A 15,013-nucleotide genomic window follows, 5' to 3' on the forward strand; every position below is an offset into this window, starting at 1 on the left:
AAGAATTTCTGTTATACTATTCAAAAAACAAAAAAAGGAATGAAACCTAAAAATGAATTTAATCGAATATTTACAGATTGAGACAATGTCTATCTCAAAAGAACAGGTTGAATTGTTACTACCGATTTCTGACATCCATCTCCAACCTTTTGGCTTCCTTCATGGCGGAATCAACGGTATCTTGATTGAAACCGCTTGTAGTATTGGTGCTAACCAACATTTAAGCTCGCCACAATATGCGGTAGGTGTAGATTTACACGTCAACCACCTTAACAGCGCTCAAAATGGGCAATTACGAGTGATCGCACGTCCGACTAAAATTGGACGCTCTATCCAATTTTGGGCAGCTGAAATTTATTTAGAAAAAGAAAACAAACTAACCCCTGCTCATCTTATTGCCAATGGTTCTTGCACACTAACTGTTCGTAACGAATCGACATGACGTTGCATTTATGTCCAACCTTTCATTCATTAAATTTCCATCTTTATTTGCTCTTTATCGAAATAAGGAAAAGCAAAAGACATCTTTCATTTTTATTTCAATCGATAAAAAATATTAATATTCACTATCTATAGCAACATAGTGAACTCATAGCTCCTCTATTTCTCGACCCGAAATGTTAGACTAACCTAACATTTTTTTAAAATATTAGTTAACTTTAGGTGAATATTACGTTATAATGAAAAAAGCACCAAAAAATTAAAATACAATAATGAATGGATGTGAATGGATGAAGCAAATGAAAACGATGATTTGGACATACATAAAAATAATGTTTGCCTTAACCATTTTAGGCGTAGGTATCAATATGTTTTTAGGGCCTCACCATATCGCAGCAGGCGGTGTGAGTGGTTTAGGTATTCTCTTAGAATCGGCTTTAGGTTTTGATCGTGCAATGGTCATTTTAGTATTAAATATCATCATGTTGGTATTAGCTCTGGTATTTCTTGGAAAAAAACCTTTTTTCAAAGTGCTTTTTGGAAGTCTTGTCTTTCCGCTGATTATTGCGGTCGTCCCTGAAATGATGGTTACGTCGGATCGTTTACTTTCAGTGATCTTTGGTAGTGCGATCTTTGCTCTGGGTGTCGCTATTTTATACAAAAATAATTCTTCAAGTGGCGGAACAACTATTCCACCACTGATCTTCAAAAAGTACTTTCATTTGAATACTTCGATTGGTTTATTGGTAACAGATGCGTTTGTTGTATCACTTAATTTATTTATTTTTGGGTTTGAAGAATTTTTATATGCCATTCTTTCGATCGTCATTACCTCGATTGTAATGTCTTATATTGAAACAGGAATGAATCGTAAAAAATCGATAATGGTGATGAGCGAAACTTCTATCGAAGAAATCCGCCAACGTTTAAGTGCGGAAATTGGTCGTGGCTTAACTTTATTAGAAGCAAAAGGTGGCTACAACCGCAAATCTAAAGAAGTTTTATTGATCGTCGTAACAGACCAGGAGTTTTCAAGAGTCAAACCATTGATCGAAGAAATCGACCCTACTGCTTTTGTGATTGTCAGCAGTGTAGCTGAAGTAACTGGTAGTGGCTTTACTTACCATCCAATTGAGTAATAAGAAGCTTATTCATAAATACTTCCTCTTCTATTTTTGTATTTCTTCTAAAAATTGATTCTGCTTAAATAATTTATCTAAAACGAGTGATGCCATAACGCGTAGTCGCTCGTTTTTTTATGCCCATGCTGAAACGAATTAGTTGCCTTTCTCAATTAAGTTGTATACAATTTAATTGTACAAAATCAAATTTAAAGGAGTGTTTTTTATGAAAAAAATGTATTCTACAAAAATGATCAATACTGGTGGTCGTTCAGGTGAAGTTCATAGTCCAGATCATTCATTTGAACTTGCAATTGCGGCTCCTGGACGTCGTGTAGCCGATGCAACGAATCCTGAGCAATTATTTGCAGCAGGTTTCAGTGCTTGTTTCAATAGTGCGTTAGAATTGATCAAAAATCAAAAAAATATCTCTGGTGCTTCTACCATCAGTGCTCAAGTATCTTTGTATGCTGAAAATGAAATGAGTTTTGTTTTAGGCGTTGAAATTGAAGGTCATGTTGAAGGTCTCTCTTTAGAGGAAACACAAGAATTATTGGAAGCAGCTCATAAGGTTTGCCCATATTCTAAAGCAACTGCAGGTAATATTGAAGTGACATTGACTGCTGTTAACAGCTAGACATTTATTATAAAATCAGCTATGCTAACAAGGAACTACGATAATCGAGGTGGAGAAAATGGAAGATTTATATTTAGAAAACCAGTTGTGCTTTCCTTTATATGCCACCTCTAAAGAAATCATTCGCTCGTACAACCCTTTGCTGAAGCCTTTAGATTTAACTTACACGCAATACCTGGTAATGCTTGTTTTATGGGAAAACCAACAAGTCACAATGAAAGAACTTGGTAGCTTACTTTGTTTAGATTCTGGAACCTTGACGCCCGTCATAAAAAAAATGGCTGACAAAGGCCTACTTCAAAGAAGAAGAGCAGATAAAGACGAGCGTATTACGATTCTATCACTGACTTCTAATGGAAAAGCTTTAGAAGAAAAAGCAAAAGATATTCCTGCTAAAATATTAGCGAGTCTTCCACTTGAACCGGATGAGCTTGTTCTTTTGCAAAAACTCAGCAAGAAAATGCTAACTAATTTTCGGGAAAAACACTAGGAACTAAACAGTCAAACTGCAGACATTGCTCATCAATGTCTGCAGTTTTTATTTTTTTCTTCCTAATTCCCTATTTCCGCTTTATAATCAAATATGTACGCTATGACTTAAATTACTTGGAGGTTGTTGATTTGTCTGTTTACCAACGCTTTTTGGCGAATGAAAAAATTCGTCGTATGACTGTTCTATTAATCATTATTGTAGTCCTTTTTCTTGTAAGAAGCATGATTACAACAATTTTACTAACTTTTATTTTTACGTATTTAATGATTCACTTAGTGCAAATTATCCAACGATTCATTAAGGTTCCAACCGGAGTATTAACCATTATTGTTTATGCTCTTGTGGTTTACCTAATCTATTTAGCATTTACAATTTATATCCCCGTCTTGGTACACCAAACATTTGACATGGTCAAATCAGTCATCAATTTCTATGAACATCAACCCAAAGACGCTGATCCGGTTTTACTTTATATCCATAATTACATTGAAAGAAATGATTTCTTTGAACAATTACAAAATGGTGCATCAATTGCTTTAGGCTATTTGCAAGACTTTGGTAAGATGGCTGTCGCCTTTACTATGTCTTTTATCTTAAGTTTCTTTTTTATGATCGAAAAGAAAAAAACAATCCTATTTTCCCGCTTATTCTTAAAAGGCGAATTTTCTTGGTTCTTCCAAGACATTTATTACTTTGCTGATAAATTTGTCAATACCTTTGGATTAGTATTAGAGGCACAGTTCATTATTGCTTTATTAAACACGATCCTCACAACGATTGCTTTAGCTGCTTTTGGTTTCCATCAGTTGCTTAGTTTAGCAATTATGATCTTTATTTTAAGTTTGATCCCAGTTGCTGGTGTCATTATCTCTTGTGTGCCCTTATCCTTTATTGCATATTCTCAAGGTGGCATAAAAGATGTGGTTTACATCTTATTAACGATTTTAATCGTCCATTTACTTGAATCTTATGTTTTGAATCCAAAATTGATGTCTAGTAAAACAGAATTACCGATTTTCTATACCTTTATTGTATTATTGATCAGCGAACGCTTTTTAGGAGTATGGGGTTTGATTGTTGGTATTCCAATTTTTACATTCTTATTAGATATATTAAAAGTGAAAGAAATTCCCAACCATCCCCTCAAAGAGTGACTTTCTTTGAATCAGAACCTGTAAGATTTACTTCAGTTTAATTGTCATAAAAATTTTGTGACGTCTCTAGCTCTGAGAAATAAGTCGAAGAATCCCTTCTAGTTAGGGCATTCTTCGGCTTATTTTCCGCTAAAATTTTCTAGAACACCGCACACTTGTCTTGTTAATCCTTACAAAGTAAATCCATCTTAGAAAAGATCTTTTTTTATAACAGGAGTTTTTTTAATCAAAAATCAGTTCTTCTGGTAAAAAATTAAAATTGGTATTATCATTAATTTATATTAATAAAAGGAGGAGATGTATCATGTGTACATCCATTGTTTATGCAACTAAAGATCATTATTTTGGACGAAACTTAGATTTAGAGCTTTCTTATGGACAAGTAGTGACAATTACGCCTAGAAACTATCCTTTTAAATTTCGTCGAACGGATCCTCTACCCTCTCACTATGCGTTAATTGGTATGGCTGCAGTTGTTGATAATTATCCGTTATATTTTGAAGCAACAAATGAAAAAGGACTTAGCATGGCAGGTTTGAATTTCCCTGAAAATGCTCATTACTTTGAAGAAGACTCTGGTAAAACCAATATCTCACCATTCGAATTTATCCCTTGGTTATTAGGAAAATGCGCAACAATCGATGAGGCAAAAAAATTACTTGCTGAGATCAACTTAGTAAATATCAATTTTAGTGAAGAACTTCCACTTTCTCCTCTTCACTGGATGCTTGCTGACCAAAATGAAGCTCTCGTGATCGAATCAACCATTGATGGTTTGAAAATTTACAATAATCCAGTCGGTGTATTAACAAATAATCCACCTTTTGATTATCAATTGTTCAATTTAAATAACTACCGTCATGTTTCTCCTACTGTATCTTCCAATCATTTTGCGAAAAATCTAGAGTTGGATGTGTATAGTCGTGGAATGGGTGGATTAGGCTTACCAGGCGATTTATCATCTGCTTCTCGTTTCGTAAAAGCTGCCTTTACAAAATGGCAATCAGTCTCAGGAGATTCAGAGATGGAGAGCGTGAACCAATTTTTCCATATATTAACATCCGTGGAACAACAAAAAGGATTGTGTGATGTAGGAAATGGGAAGTTTGAATATACGATCTATTCGTCTTGTTGTAACATGGACAAAGGGATCTATTACTATACTACTTACAACAACCACCAAATCACCGCAGTTGAAATGCATAAAGAAAATCTCGAAGGCACTGAATTGATTACTTATCCAGTGGTTGATCAAGAACAAATACATTATTTAAACAAATAAAAAATAAGTGATTTAATACTTATGGTTCATCACTTATTTTTCTAGTAATTTTCTATTTTATAAAGAAGAGAATGAGGATGTGCTCCTCATTCTCTTCTTTTAATAATAATGTTATTTGTTTGCTTTAACTTTGTTTTTCACTATTTCGTAACTTTCTCACTCCGAAAATAGAGAAAATGATAAGTGTAAACCCAAGATACATAAAGCTTGGTGTTGCTTTATCTGCTGTTTTAGGTAATTGACCACTTATACCATTACCAAGAGATTTTTCATTATCTGAGAAATTATCATTGTTTATTTCATAATTGTTTTCATTTTTAGGCGTTAAACTACCTGATAAAGACATCTGATGCGATTTTTCTTTGATCATATCTGGCAAAATTACTTGATTTTTCGTATTAACGTCAATTAAAGATTCCCGCACAGTTGGAAATTCTTCTTTCTTAGGAATCTCGATTTCCACTTGAGGTTTTTTAATTTCATCTGGTGTTGGATCAGTCGGTTCAACTGGATCTGGTTTTTCCTCCGGTGTTGGATCAGTCGGTTCAACTGGATCTGGTTTTTCTTCTGGCGTTGGATCAGTCGGTTCAACTGGATCTGGTTTTTCCTCCGGTGTTGGATCAGTCGGTTCGACTGGATCTGGTTTTTCCTCCGGTGTTGGATCAGTCGGTTCGACTGGATCTGGCTTTTCTTCTGGCGTTGGATCAGTCGGTTCGACTGGATCTGGTTTTTCTTCTGGCGTTGGATCAGTCGGTTCGACTGGATCTGGCTTTTCTTCTGGCGTTGGATCAGTCGGTTCAACTGGATCTGGTTTTTCCTCCGGTGTTGGATCAGTTGGTTCAATTTCTGGTAATTCGGTAAAATTATCCTCATCAACATTAAGCATTTCTTCAACTGTCTGACGTTGACTATAAGGCGTAAGATGCTGATTATCTGTCGGACTGCCATCAGCTACTTTGATCGTAAATAATGCTGGCTTTGTTAAATGTTGATTTAATGTTACAGTAAAGGTAAAACTAGCCTTATGTCCATTAATCTGAAGCGTAGTTGGATCGTACCCAATCGTCAATGCTGGATCAACATTCTCAAATACTACATTGGATTGTGAGATTGGTTGTCTATCGCCTGAATAGCTGACACTGGCTTTGACTGGTACCGTTTTTCCCACCGGAAATTTCATGATTCCTGAATTTGTTGTGGAAAATTCATCCTGTAGTGTGATACAATTCACGTTTGCCCACCCAGGCTCTTTCGTTTTAGTAACGATTGGGTGGTGCTCTTCAATCTTTACTTGTTGCGTTGCTTCGGCAGTTACCGATAGGCCTGTCAAAGCAACAGTAGCCATTATAAGTTTTAAGTGATTCATTTTTACATCTCCCCCGTTTCAAACACTTTTGGCTTGCAATACATAAGATAATACAAACGGCTAAAATATTATTACTGTTTTTTTGTTCAAAATAGCTAATTTTTTAGTAAAATGCTGGATGGAAAATCAAATGGAGGAATAACATGCAAACACAAGAAGCAATCAAAAAGTATCTTTTAAATAAAAAAAGTGTTACCAAGCTCAATATTTTTCTTTTTCTTGCAGAACACCCATTCTTCATTACCACTCACTACCTCGCTGATTATTTTGAGATGTCTGATTCTAATTTTTTGCTTTATCTTCAAGAATTAGAACAGGATTTTATGACACTTGATTTAGAAGATGTTTCTTTGATCAGGCAAAAGAAATTTGTCCATTTAGATTTAAAGAATACAGATAGTGCAAAATGTTATTATGAATTATTTGGTAAATACTGTTTAGAATCGACAAATTTTAAAATTTTAACAGCCCTGTTAGAACCAACTGGTCATTCCATTGTTAGCATTAGTCAAACAACAAATTACAGCTCCTCTTATCTTTATTCCAAAATGAAAGCTGTCAATCAGTTCCTTAAATTGTATGGGATTGCATTTAAATTTACAGCTAAAGGAAAAAAAATCGTAGCAGGAACGGAAGTACAGATCCAGTATTGTTTTTTAGATGTTTATTGGAATATTTTTTCAAATACTTCTGTCCCCTATGGCATTGAGACCCCACAATCTATTACGTATGAACTAACAACTTATTTTAAACAAGAATTACTTGATGCCCTAAGTGGAGGGATGAAAGAGAAATTATTTTTACTATTAAAAATCTGTGTAGAGAACTTTCCAGTTACATCGTTGAAGAATGTCCAAAGAGAGTTTAAAGAATATGACTATATTGAATACTTGGTTACTCCAGAATTTGATTTGCTTAACGATCATTTATCTATTTGTCATGAACAGCGGGTTTTAATCAACCTGTTAGCAAGATTAGCGATCTCAAAACTAGAAAGTGACGAGCTTAGCTTTCAACATTACCAAATGTTACTAGAAGCTAATGTTCCTTACATCGTTTACTCTAAAAAGCTAGTGGAGTCTTTTAGCCGACACTTTCATTTAAAAGTACCAGTCAACCAACAAAAACTTTATGCCTTGAACTTTGCTCGAAATAAACTTTTCAGTACTTTTTTGAATCCTGATCAACCCAATACTCCTTTACCTACCTATACTTTATATGAAGGAAAAGAAAATTTTGAAAACTTACAAAATGAGATCAAACAATTCTACGTCACTTTTAGACAAAAAATCAGTAAAGAGCTGCCAGATCTATTGATCAAAGAAAATATGCAATGGATCGTTGAAGACTTACTTCATTTGTATGATCGCTTTAAACCTCAACACTCGATCGTCATAGGTATCAATTACACCAAGGATTTTTATGTGAGTAAAGATTTGATGGTCAAAATCGAGCAGATCTTTTCTTCCGAGTCGATCATCATCCAAAAAATTATATGGAAGAATGTGATATCATCGTCAGTGACTGTCCCTTAGAGCATCTGCCGTCACATATCAAAAAAATCTATTTATTGGACAATTATGTGACACCGCAAGAATGGAAAAAAGTAATTACTCAAATTGCTGGATATATATTTGAATTAAAACAAGAAAATGATTATACATCTTGCACACCATTTTCTAATAAATGATCCAATGCAGCCGTTCATGAAAAAATAGTCGACGAATCCTACTAGACAAAGGAAGCAGCCACTATTCCCATGTACGGCTTTTTCTATTGCACCTATAAATAACCTCCTATTTTTACGAGACATTCTTAAAATAACCAAAAAACCTTTGACTTTGCAACCGTTATTAAATTATATTAATTATAAATAAAGTAAAATAAATTGGAGGTTTTCATATGTCATTGATTGGAAAAAAAGTTGGAGAATTTACCGCACAAGCTTATAAAAACGGAGAATTTATCGATATCAGCGATGCTAATCTTACTGGTAATTGGAGTATTATTTGCTTTTATCCAGCAGATTTCACTTTCGTATGTCCGACAGAATTAGAGGATTTACAGGAACAATACGATGAATTAAAATCACTAGGCGTCCAAGTCTTTTCTTGTTCAACGGATACCCACTTTACACATAAAGCATGGCATGACTCATCTGAAGCTATCGGAAAAATAGAATATGCCATGATTGGCGACCCTTCTCACCACATTTCTCGTCTATTTGATGTATTGAATGAAGAAAGTGGACTTGCACAAAGAGGAACTTTTATCATAGATCCAGATGGTATCGTACAAGCAATGGAAATCAATGCTGATGGTATTGGACGTGACGCAAGTGCCTTGATTGACAAAATCAAAGCCGCACAATACGTACGTACGCATCCTGGTGAAGTTTGTCCAGCGAAATGGAAAGAAAGTGGTGAAACACTAAAACCTAGTTTCGATCTTGTTGGAAAGATTTAGAGGATGAGCCGATGTTAGATAAGGAAACGAAACAAAATTTAGCTCAGTATCTTGATTTAATGGAAGCACCAGTCGTTTTTTCGGTTAGTACAGATGACACAGCCAATTCCCAACAACTATTCGAGTTTGTAAACGAAGTGGCAGATATGACTGATAAAATTACGGTTGAACAAAAGACGTTGCCACGTACCCCTAGCTTTGAAATCAATTCTTTACAAAAGACTAGCGGGATCACTTTCGCAGGTATTCCTTTAGGCCACGAGTTTGCATCTTTCCTCCTTGCTTTATTACAAGTAAGTGGACGACCACCTAAAATAGCTGATACTTTGATTCAATCCATTTTAGAAATTAATCAACCTCTACATTTTGAGAGCTATGTCAGTTTAACTTGTCACAACTGCCCTGATGTTGTTCAAGCGTTAAACATTTTAGCGGTTTTGAATCCGTTGATCACCCATACGATGATCGAAGGTGGGATGTATCAGCATGAAATCACTGAAAAACAAATCATGGCCGTGCCAACCGTTTATTTAAACGAAAAAGAATTTGCTAGTGGACGAATGACGATTGAACAAATTTTAGCAAAAATAGCTGGCCCGAATCTAATGGAACAAAAGGAAATCAATACAAAAGAATTATTTGACGTTCTAGTTATCGGTGGCGGTCCAGCAGCAAGCAGCGCAGCGATTTACGCAGTTAGAAAAGGCCTCCGTACTGGACTCGTAACTGATACACTTGGCGGTCAAGTCGTAGAAACGTTAGGCATCGAAAATCTAATCGGTACACCTTACACAGAAGGTCCACGATTGATGAAACAAGTCGAAGAACATTTACGGTCTTATCCTGTTGATGTTATGACAAATCAACAAGTTGTATCACTAAACAAAGGAGCAGATCTCTTTGAAATCAATTTAAAAAGCGGCAATCAGCTGAAATCAAAAACAACGATTGTTGCAACAGGAGCTCATTGGCGTTCAATCAATGTTCCTGGTGAAAAAGAATTTAAAAACAAAGGAATTGCCTATTGTCCTCATTGCGATGGTCCCCTCTTTGCCGGAAAAGAAATCGCAGTGATTGGTGGCGGAAATTCAGGGATTGAAGCTGCCATTGATTTAGCTGGGTTGGCGAAACATGTATATATTTTAGAGTTTCTTCCGACACTTAAAGCAGACCAAGTATTACAAGATAAACTAGCTACTTTAACAAATGTCACTGTCATTCTAAATGCCCAGACGAAAGAAATCAGTGGTCAGACAAAGGTTGATTCGTTGAGTTATATCGACCGTTCCACCCAGGAAGAACACACAATAGCTGTTTCAGGTGTGTTTATTCTGATTGGTTTGGTTCCTAATACGGATTGGTTAGTTGGAACACTAGAGTTAAATGATCGAGGAGAAATCATCACTGATGCCCATGGTGCTACCAGTGAAGCAGGACTTTACGCTGCTGGTGATTGCACAGATAGTGCTTATAAACAGATCATTATTGCTATGGGTTCGGGTGCTACAGCAGCCCTTGGTGCATTTGACTATTTGATGAGAAAAGAATAACTTTGCTACAAATCTCAAAAGGTTAAGACAAGTTTATTCATCAACTTGCCTTAGCCTTTTATTTATTCTTTTTTTACAATTGCGATAAGTACACATTTATTGAACAAACGAATATAATAAAAGAAAACTTATCGTAGGAGGTGCTATCATGAATCAACGAATTTTCACCATGAGTTTCTCAAGTGTCTACCCTCTCTATGTAAAAAAAGCTGAGAAAAAAGGACACTCTCGGTCAGAAGTGGATGAAATCATCCGCTGGTTGACTGGTTATACCGAAGAAGAATTACAAAAACAACTGAAAAATGAAGTAACGTTCCAAGTCTTCTTTGAACAAGCACCCAAACTGAATCCAAACAGACAGTTGATAACTGGGGTGATTTGTGGTGTGCGAGTGGAAACGATCAAAGACCCACTGATGCAGGAAATACGTTATTTAGATAAGCTAATTGATGAACTTGCAAAAGGCAAGAAAATGGATAAAATATTAAGAAGCTAAATAAAAAAACAGGTTTTTGTTTGGTAGAATAACCGTTTACCGTTACAATAGAATAAAAGGAGGTTATGTTATGTTTGAAATGATACGAACGAATTTTCAGCGTTACGCATTGCTAAGGTCAGCCATTTACATCATTGCCGGACTTGCAATTGTGATCAATCCGACAGCTGTATTCCATTTTATTGGCTACCTCATTACAGCGTATTTTGTTTTATTAGGAGTTTTGAATCTTTTAGAAGCAAATAAAAACCGAAAACAAACGGGTGCATGGGGATTTGGTTTAATTAGCGGGATTGCCTTTTTTATTCTCGCACTAATCGTGTGGGTCTTTGCAGCAGCAATCGTCTCGCTCTTACCAGTTATCTTAGGTTTAGTTATTATCCTAAAAAGTCTCTTTCAATTATTCGTCGGACTTAACACCCGTTCGAAAGGTTGGAGTGCTTATAGTATTCTCTTATTGATTGGTGGTTTGATTTTATTATTCAATCCATTCAAAAGTGTCATGATACTCTTCCAATTATTTGGTGGGCTATTAATTTTCATGGGTATCTCAGAAATCATTACCTATTTCAAAGTGAACAAGAGATATTCATAAGGAAAAAAGAGGTTGCATGTGTATTAGTTTGCTTAACTAGAAGATAGAAAAAGCTAATTTTCTAAAAGCTTTTCATTTCTAAGAGTAAAACTTTCTGAATGCTGCCTCTTTTTATTTGCTCTTAAAAATTTTTCATTTTCGAGTCTCTTTTTGCAGTTTTCTAGATAATCTCTTTTCACCACAAATAAAATAATTAATGTTATTATATATTTGAGACTATTGAATAAAGAAAGGTTTGACTATCTTATGGAGTTTATTGGTATTTTATGTTTAATCCTTGTTGCAACTACAATTGGTTCGCATATTTCAAGAAGATTTGGGATTCCGGCTGTTATTGGGCAATTGTTAGTTGGTGTATTACTAGGACAAGCAGGACTTGGCTGGGTTCATCCAAATATTTTAGTTCATGATTTTTCTGAAATTGGTGTCATTTTGCTGATGTTCTTAGCAGGTTTGGAAAGTGATTTATCCTTATTGAAAAAATATTTTAAACCAGGAATGTTTGTAGCACTTTTAGGAATCCTCTTCCCTGTCTTTTTCGGTTGGCTTACTGGCGAGGCGTTTCAAGTAGCGAACAATGAAGCAATCTTTTTTGGGATTATTTTAGCTGCGACTTCTGTTAGTATCTCTGTCGAAGTACTAAAAGAACTGAATGTTGTGAATACGAAGGAAGGATCAACGATTCTAGGTGCCTCTGTCGTTGATGATATTCTGGTGGTTCTAGTGCTAAGCTTCAGTTTATCTTTTTTAACAGGTAAGTCTACGAGCAACCTACCTCTTCCTTTACTCTTGTTGGAACAACTATTCTATTTCTTATTTATCTTTTTATTAGTGAAATGGATCGCTCCATTTTTAATGTCTCTAGCAGAAAAAATCTATGCGAATTCAGCCATTATCATTATGTCATTAGTCATTTGCCTAGGAATGTCTTATTTAGCAGACCTGATTGGGTTAAGTTCAGTAATTGGGGCATTTTTTGCGGGGATTGCAGTGAGTCAAACAAAAGTAAAACATGAAGTTTACAATAATGTTGAAGCTTTAGGATATGCAGTATTCATCCCCGTCTTTTTTGTGAGTGTTGGTTTAGAAGTAGATTTTTCTAACTTTAGTGAACAGATACTATTTATTTTGATTTTGACACTCGTAGCGATTCTGACTAAACTTATTGGCGGATATATTGGAGCAAAATTCTCTGGTTTTTCTTCCAACAGTGCACTAATGGTAGGAGCTGGTATGATTTCTCGTGGTGAAATGGCACTGATTATTTTACAGATCGGACAACAAAGCAACTTGATTGAAAATCACTACTACTCTCCTTTAGTGATCGTTGTTTTGTTAAGTACTCTGATCTCACCTCTGATTCTTAAATATTTCACTAAAAAAGTATACGCCAATTAACTTACTATCTATCAATGAATGTTGTGATGATAATGTCCATTCGTTATACTAGAGAAAAAGGACGGTGAAAAATGGACTCAAGACTTAAATTGATTAGTGAGATGGTCGATCTGACTAACGAGATCACTTGGCGTAATAAACCAAAATTAGAACAAGTACTCGAAGGCTATTCTTTAAATGAGATCGACTTAATCGAAAAAGTAGCATCAATTCCAAATCCAAATGTAACCAAATTAGCAAATGCTAGTTACATGACTCGTGGAGCGATTAGTAAGCTAACTAAAAAAATGATCACTAACGGCTTACTTGAAAGCTATCAGAAACCTGAAAATAAAAAAGAGCGTTACTTTCGCCTGACAGCTGAAGGTCAGCGTATTAACAAAATGCATCAAAAGCTCCATGAAGAATTTCTTAAAGAAAATGAGGTCGTTTTTCAACAAATGACTAAGGAAGAGTTTGATACTGTTTTTCGTTTTATCGGTCGCTTTAGAGAAAATTTAAAAAGAACAAAACTAGAAAAATAAAGTGCATGTGTAATCAACCGTGATCTTAAGATCACGGTTGATTTTTTGCTCTCTGCTTCGTTAGATTTCATTCTTCTATCGTAGTATCTCTCTGTTTATTGTTGACAAGGAAACAATAAACGTATACCATATAAAATGTTTCCTGGGAAACATTTTATAGCTAAGGAGTTTTGATATGAATACAACAATCAACAAACATGCACTCGTTTTTGGTTTCACTTCGGTCTTTTTGATTGGATTAGGGTTAACAATCGTTAATCCGGTCATCCCATTTATGGTAGAGCAATACACAAAAAACACACAGCAACAAGCAACCACGGTGACACTACTCAGTGCGATCTATGCTTTTTCCATGTTTTTAGCCGCCCCTATGTTAGGCGCACTCAGTGATCGATTTGGTCGGAAAATTATTTTGATCAGTAGTTTGTTTGGCTCTGCGATTGGGTACTATTTATTTGGCTTTGGTGGAGCTTTATGGATACTTTTTCTTGGTAGAATAATTGAGGGGCTGACCGGCGGCGAAATCTCAGCTATTCTTGCCTATTTTGCTGATTTGACGCCAATTGAAAGTCGAACAAAATATTTTGGATGGATTAGCGCGACTGTTGGGATTGGAACTGCAGCAGGTCCTTTGATTGGTGGGTTCTTGGCACAGTACGGACCAGCAACTCCCTTATACGTTGCCTCCTTTTTGTCTTTGAGTAATGCGGTTTACGGTTATTTTTTCATGCCTGAAAGTTTGACTAAACGTGAACGTACAAGAAATCTTTCTCTTCAGCAAATCAATCCCTTCAAGCAATTCCAATTGGTTTTCACTTTTCGATCAGTCAAATGGTTATTGATCACAGGTTTTTTGATTTGGCTACCCAACGGCTCATTCCAAGCGATTTTTGCACAATTTTCAATTGATACTTTCCATCTATCGCCAATTATCATCGGTTTTACTTTCTCGTTAATTGGCATTATGGACATTTTTGCTCAACTGTTGATTATGCCGATTTTATTAAAATTTTGGCGAGAAAACCAGATCATCACTATGGGTATTATCAGTGAAATGATTGGTTATTCTGTCATCATCCTTTCTGCTTTTTATAGCTCGATCCCCTGCTTTATCATCGGCATGGTCTTTTTCGGGCTAGGAGATGCGATTTTTAGTCCTTCCTATAATGGTTTGATTTCAACGTATGCTAGCAAAGAGGACCAAGGAAAAATCCAAGGGGCTTCACAAAGCATCCAAGCATTAGCTAGAGTGATCGGTCCGATGATTGGTGGTCAACTATATGCTACTTTCCATCATACGATGCCATTCATTATTGGATTCATTTTATTAGGTTTAGCTACTTTTATCGTTAAACCAAAAGTAAAAAGATCATTCTAAAGCATCCCTATATAAAAAAACTAATCGAGTGACTGTAGTATTCTAAATAATTTAGGTTTCCTAGCCCAAATGTAAGTAGTGACTACAGTCATTGATTAGTTTTATTCATTCG

The 15,013-nt window shown here is 35.5% G+C and carries 14 protein-coding genes and 1 pseudogene; 14 read left to right on the top strand and 1 reads right to left on the bottom strand.

Annotation, left to right across the window (positions count from 1 at the left end; genetic code table 11):
• Window positions 1-52 precede the first annotated feature (52 nt).
• From IGJ11_RS06735 to bsh, 6 genes are all read left to right on the top strand, one after another.
• Window positions 53-442, top strand: a complete 390-nt coding sequence (locus IGJ11_RS06735) for a PaaI family thioesterase (protein ID WP_010719120.1) — start codon at window positions 53-55, stop codon at window positions 440-442.
• Between the two features lie 289 nt (window positions 443-731).
• A complete protein-coding gene (locus IGJ11_RS06740) occupies window positions 732-1,580 on the top strand; it encodes a YitT family protein (protein WP_010719119.1) in 849 nt (282 codons plus the stop codon).
• Window positions 1,581-1,788: 208 nt separating this feature from the next.
• Window positions 1,789-2,199 carry an organic hydroperoxide resistance protein gene (locus tag IGJ11_RS06745; RefSeq protein WP_010719118.1) on the top strand — a complete coding sequence of 137 codons (411 nt, stop codon included), beginning with the start codon at window positions 1,789-1,791 and terminating at the stop codon, window positions 2,197-2,199.
• Window positions 2,200-2,257: 58 nt separating this feature from the next.
• Complete coding sequence (locus IGJ11_RS06750; protein WP_034698048.1) at window positions 2,258-2,689, top strand: MarR family winged helix-turn-helix transcriptional regulator; 432 nt, start codon at window positions 2,258-2,260, stop codon at window positions 2,687-2,689.
• Between the two features lie 131 nt (window positions 2,690-2,820).
• Entirely contained in the window at window positions 2,821-3,846 is a 1,026-nt protein-coding gene (locus IGJ11_RS06755; RefSeq protein WP_010737621.1) for an AI-2E family transporter, read from the top strand.
• Window positions 3,847-4,150: 304 nt separating this feature from the next.
• Window positions 4,151-5,128: a choloylglycine hydrolase gene (bsh, locus tag IGJ11_RS06760; RefSeq protein ID WP_034866541.1), complete on the top strand. Its 978-nt coding sequence runs from the start codon at window positions 4,151-4,153 to the stop codon at window positions 5,126-5,128.
• 124 nt (window positions 5,129-5,252) lie between these two features.
• On the opposite strand, the gene IGJ11_RS06765 is transcribed toward bsh, so the two are convergent.
• Window positions 5,253-6,494 carry an LPXTG cell wall anchor domain-containing protein gene (locus IGJ11_RS06765; protein WP_286011555.1) on the bottom strand — a complete coding sequence of 414 codons (1,242 nt, stop codon included), beginning with the start codon at window positions 6,492-6,494 and terminating at the stop codon, window positions 5,253-5,255.
• Window positions 6,495-6,637: 143 nt separating this feature from the next.
• On the opposite strand from IGJ11_RS06765, the pseudogene IGJ11_RS06770 reads away from it, so the two are divergent.
• The 8 genes and pseudogenes from IGJ11_RS06770 (at window position 6,638) to IGJ11_RS06805 (ending at window position 14,901) form a co-directional block, all read left to right on the top strand.
• Window positions 6,638-8,184 (top strand): annotated as a pseudogene (locus IGJ11_RS06770) (helix-turn-helix domain-containing protein).
• Between the two features lie 212 nt (window positions 8,185-8,396).
• Window positions 8,397-8,960 (top strand): alkyl hydroperoxide reductase subunit C, encoded by a 564-nt coding sequence (ahpC, locus tag IGJ11_RS06775; RefSeq protein ID WP_010737626.1) that lies wholly within the window; start codon window positions 8,397-8,399, stop codon window positions 8,958-8,960.
• A gap of 11 nt (window positions 8,961-8,971) precedes the next feature.
• Entirely contained in the window at window positions 8,972-10,510 is a 1,539-nt protein-coding gene (gene ahpF / locus IGJ11_RS06780; RefSeq protein ID WP_207432138.1) for an alkyl hydroperoxide reductase subunit F, read from the top strand.
• A gap of 148 nt (window positions 10,511-10,658) precedes the next feature.
• Complete coding sequence (locus IGJ11_RS06785) at window positions 10,659-11,006, top strand: DUF2200 domain-containing protein (RefSeq protein ID WP_010737628.1); 348 nt, start codon at window positions 10,659-10,661, stop codon at window positions 11,004-11,006.
• Between the two features lie 70 nt (window positions 11,007-11,076).
• A complete protein-coding gene (locus IGJ11_RS06790; protein WP_251849141.1) occupies window positions 11,077-11,601 on the top strand; it encodes a DUF308 domain-containing protein in 525 nt (174 codons plus the stop codon).
• 246 nt (window positions 11,602-11,847) lie between these two features.
• Window positions 11,848-12,999: a cation:proton antiporter gene (locus IGJ11_RS06795; protein WP_010719107.1), complete on the top strand. Its 1,152-nt coding sequence runs from the start codon at window positions 11,848-11,850 to the stop codon at window positions 12,997-12,999.
• A gap of 71 nt (window positions 13,000-13,070) precedes the next feature.
• A complete protein-coding gene (locus IGJ11_RS06800; protein ID WP_063627145.1) occupies window positions 13,071-13,523 on the top strand; it encodes a MarR family transcriptional regulator in 453 nt (150 codons plus the stop codon).
• Between the two features lie 175 nt (window positions 13,524-13,698).
• Window positions 13,699-14,901: an MFS transporter gene (locus IGJ11_RS06805; protein WP_207432134.1), complete on the top strand. Its 1,203-nt coding sequence runs from the start codon at window positions 13,699-13,701 to the stop codon at window positions 14,899-14,901.
• Window positions 14,902-15,013 lie beyond the last annotated feature (112 nt).

Origin of the sequence: Enterococcus sp. DIV0691 (genome assembly GCF_051711145.1) — a bacterium.
GTDB classification, from domain to species: domain Bacteria; phylum Bacillota; class Bacilli; order Lactobacillales; family Enterococcaceae; genus Enterococcus_B; species Enterococcus_B hirae.

Coding starts and splice junctions, on each gene's coding strand:
- IGJ11_RS06790 (WP_251849141.1), top strand. CDS start 11,077: ATGTTTGAAATGATACGAACGAATTTTCAGCGTTACGCATTGCTAAGG.
- IGJ11_RS06735 (WP_010719120.1), top strand. CDS start 53: ATGAATTTAATCGAATATTTACAGATTGAGACAATGTCTATCTCAAAA.
- ahpF (WP_207432138.1), top strand. CDS start 8,972: ATGTTAGATAAGGAAACGAAACAAAATTTAGCTCAGTATCTTGATTTA.
- IGJ11_RS06745 (WP_010719118.1), top strand. CDS start 1,789: ATGAAAAAAATGTATTCTACAAAAATGATCAATACTGGTGGTCGTTCA.
- IGJ11_RS06740 (WP_010719119.1), top strand. CDS start 732: ATGAAGCAAATGAAAACGATGATTTGGACATACATAAAAATAATGTTT.
- IGJ11_RS06765 (WP_286011555.1), bottom strand. CDS start 6,494: ATGAATCACTTAAAACTTATAATGGCTACTGTTGCTTTGACAGGCCTA.
- IGJ11_RS06800 (WP_063627145.1), top strand. CDS start 13,071: ATGGACTCAAGACTTAAATTGATTAGTGAGATGGTCGATCTGACTAAC.
- IGJ11_RS06750 (WP_034698048.1), top strand. CDS start 2,258: ATGGAAGATTTATATTTAGAAAACCAGTTGTGCTTTCCTTTATATGCC.
- bsh (WP_034866541.1), top strand. CDS start 4,151: ATGTGTACATCCATTGTTTATGCAACTAAAGATCATTATTTTGGACGA.
- IGJ11_RS06795 (WP_010719107.1), top strand. CDS start 11,848: ATGGAGTTTATTGGTATTTTATGTTTAATCCTTGTTGCAACTACAATT.
- ahpC (WP_010737626.1), top strand. CDS start 8,397: ATGTCATTGATTGGAAAAAAAGTTGGAGAATTTACCGCACAAGCTTAT.
- IGJ11_RS06785 (WP_010737628.1), top strand. CDS start 10,659: ATGAATCAACGAATTTTCACCATGAGTTTCTCAAGTGTCTACCCTCTC.
- IGJ11_RS06805 (WP_207432134.1), top strand. CDS start 13,699: ATGAATACAACAATCAACAAACATGCACTCGTTTTTGGTTTCACTTCG.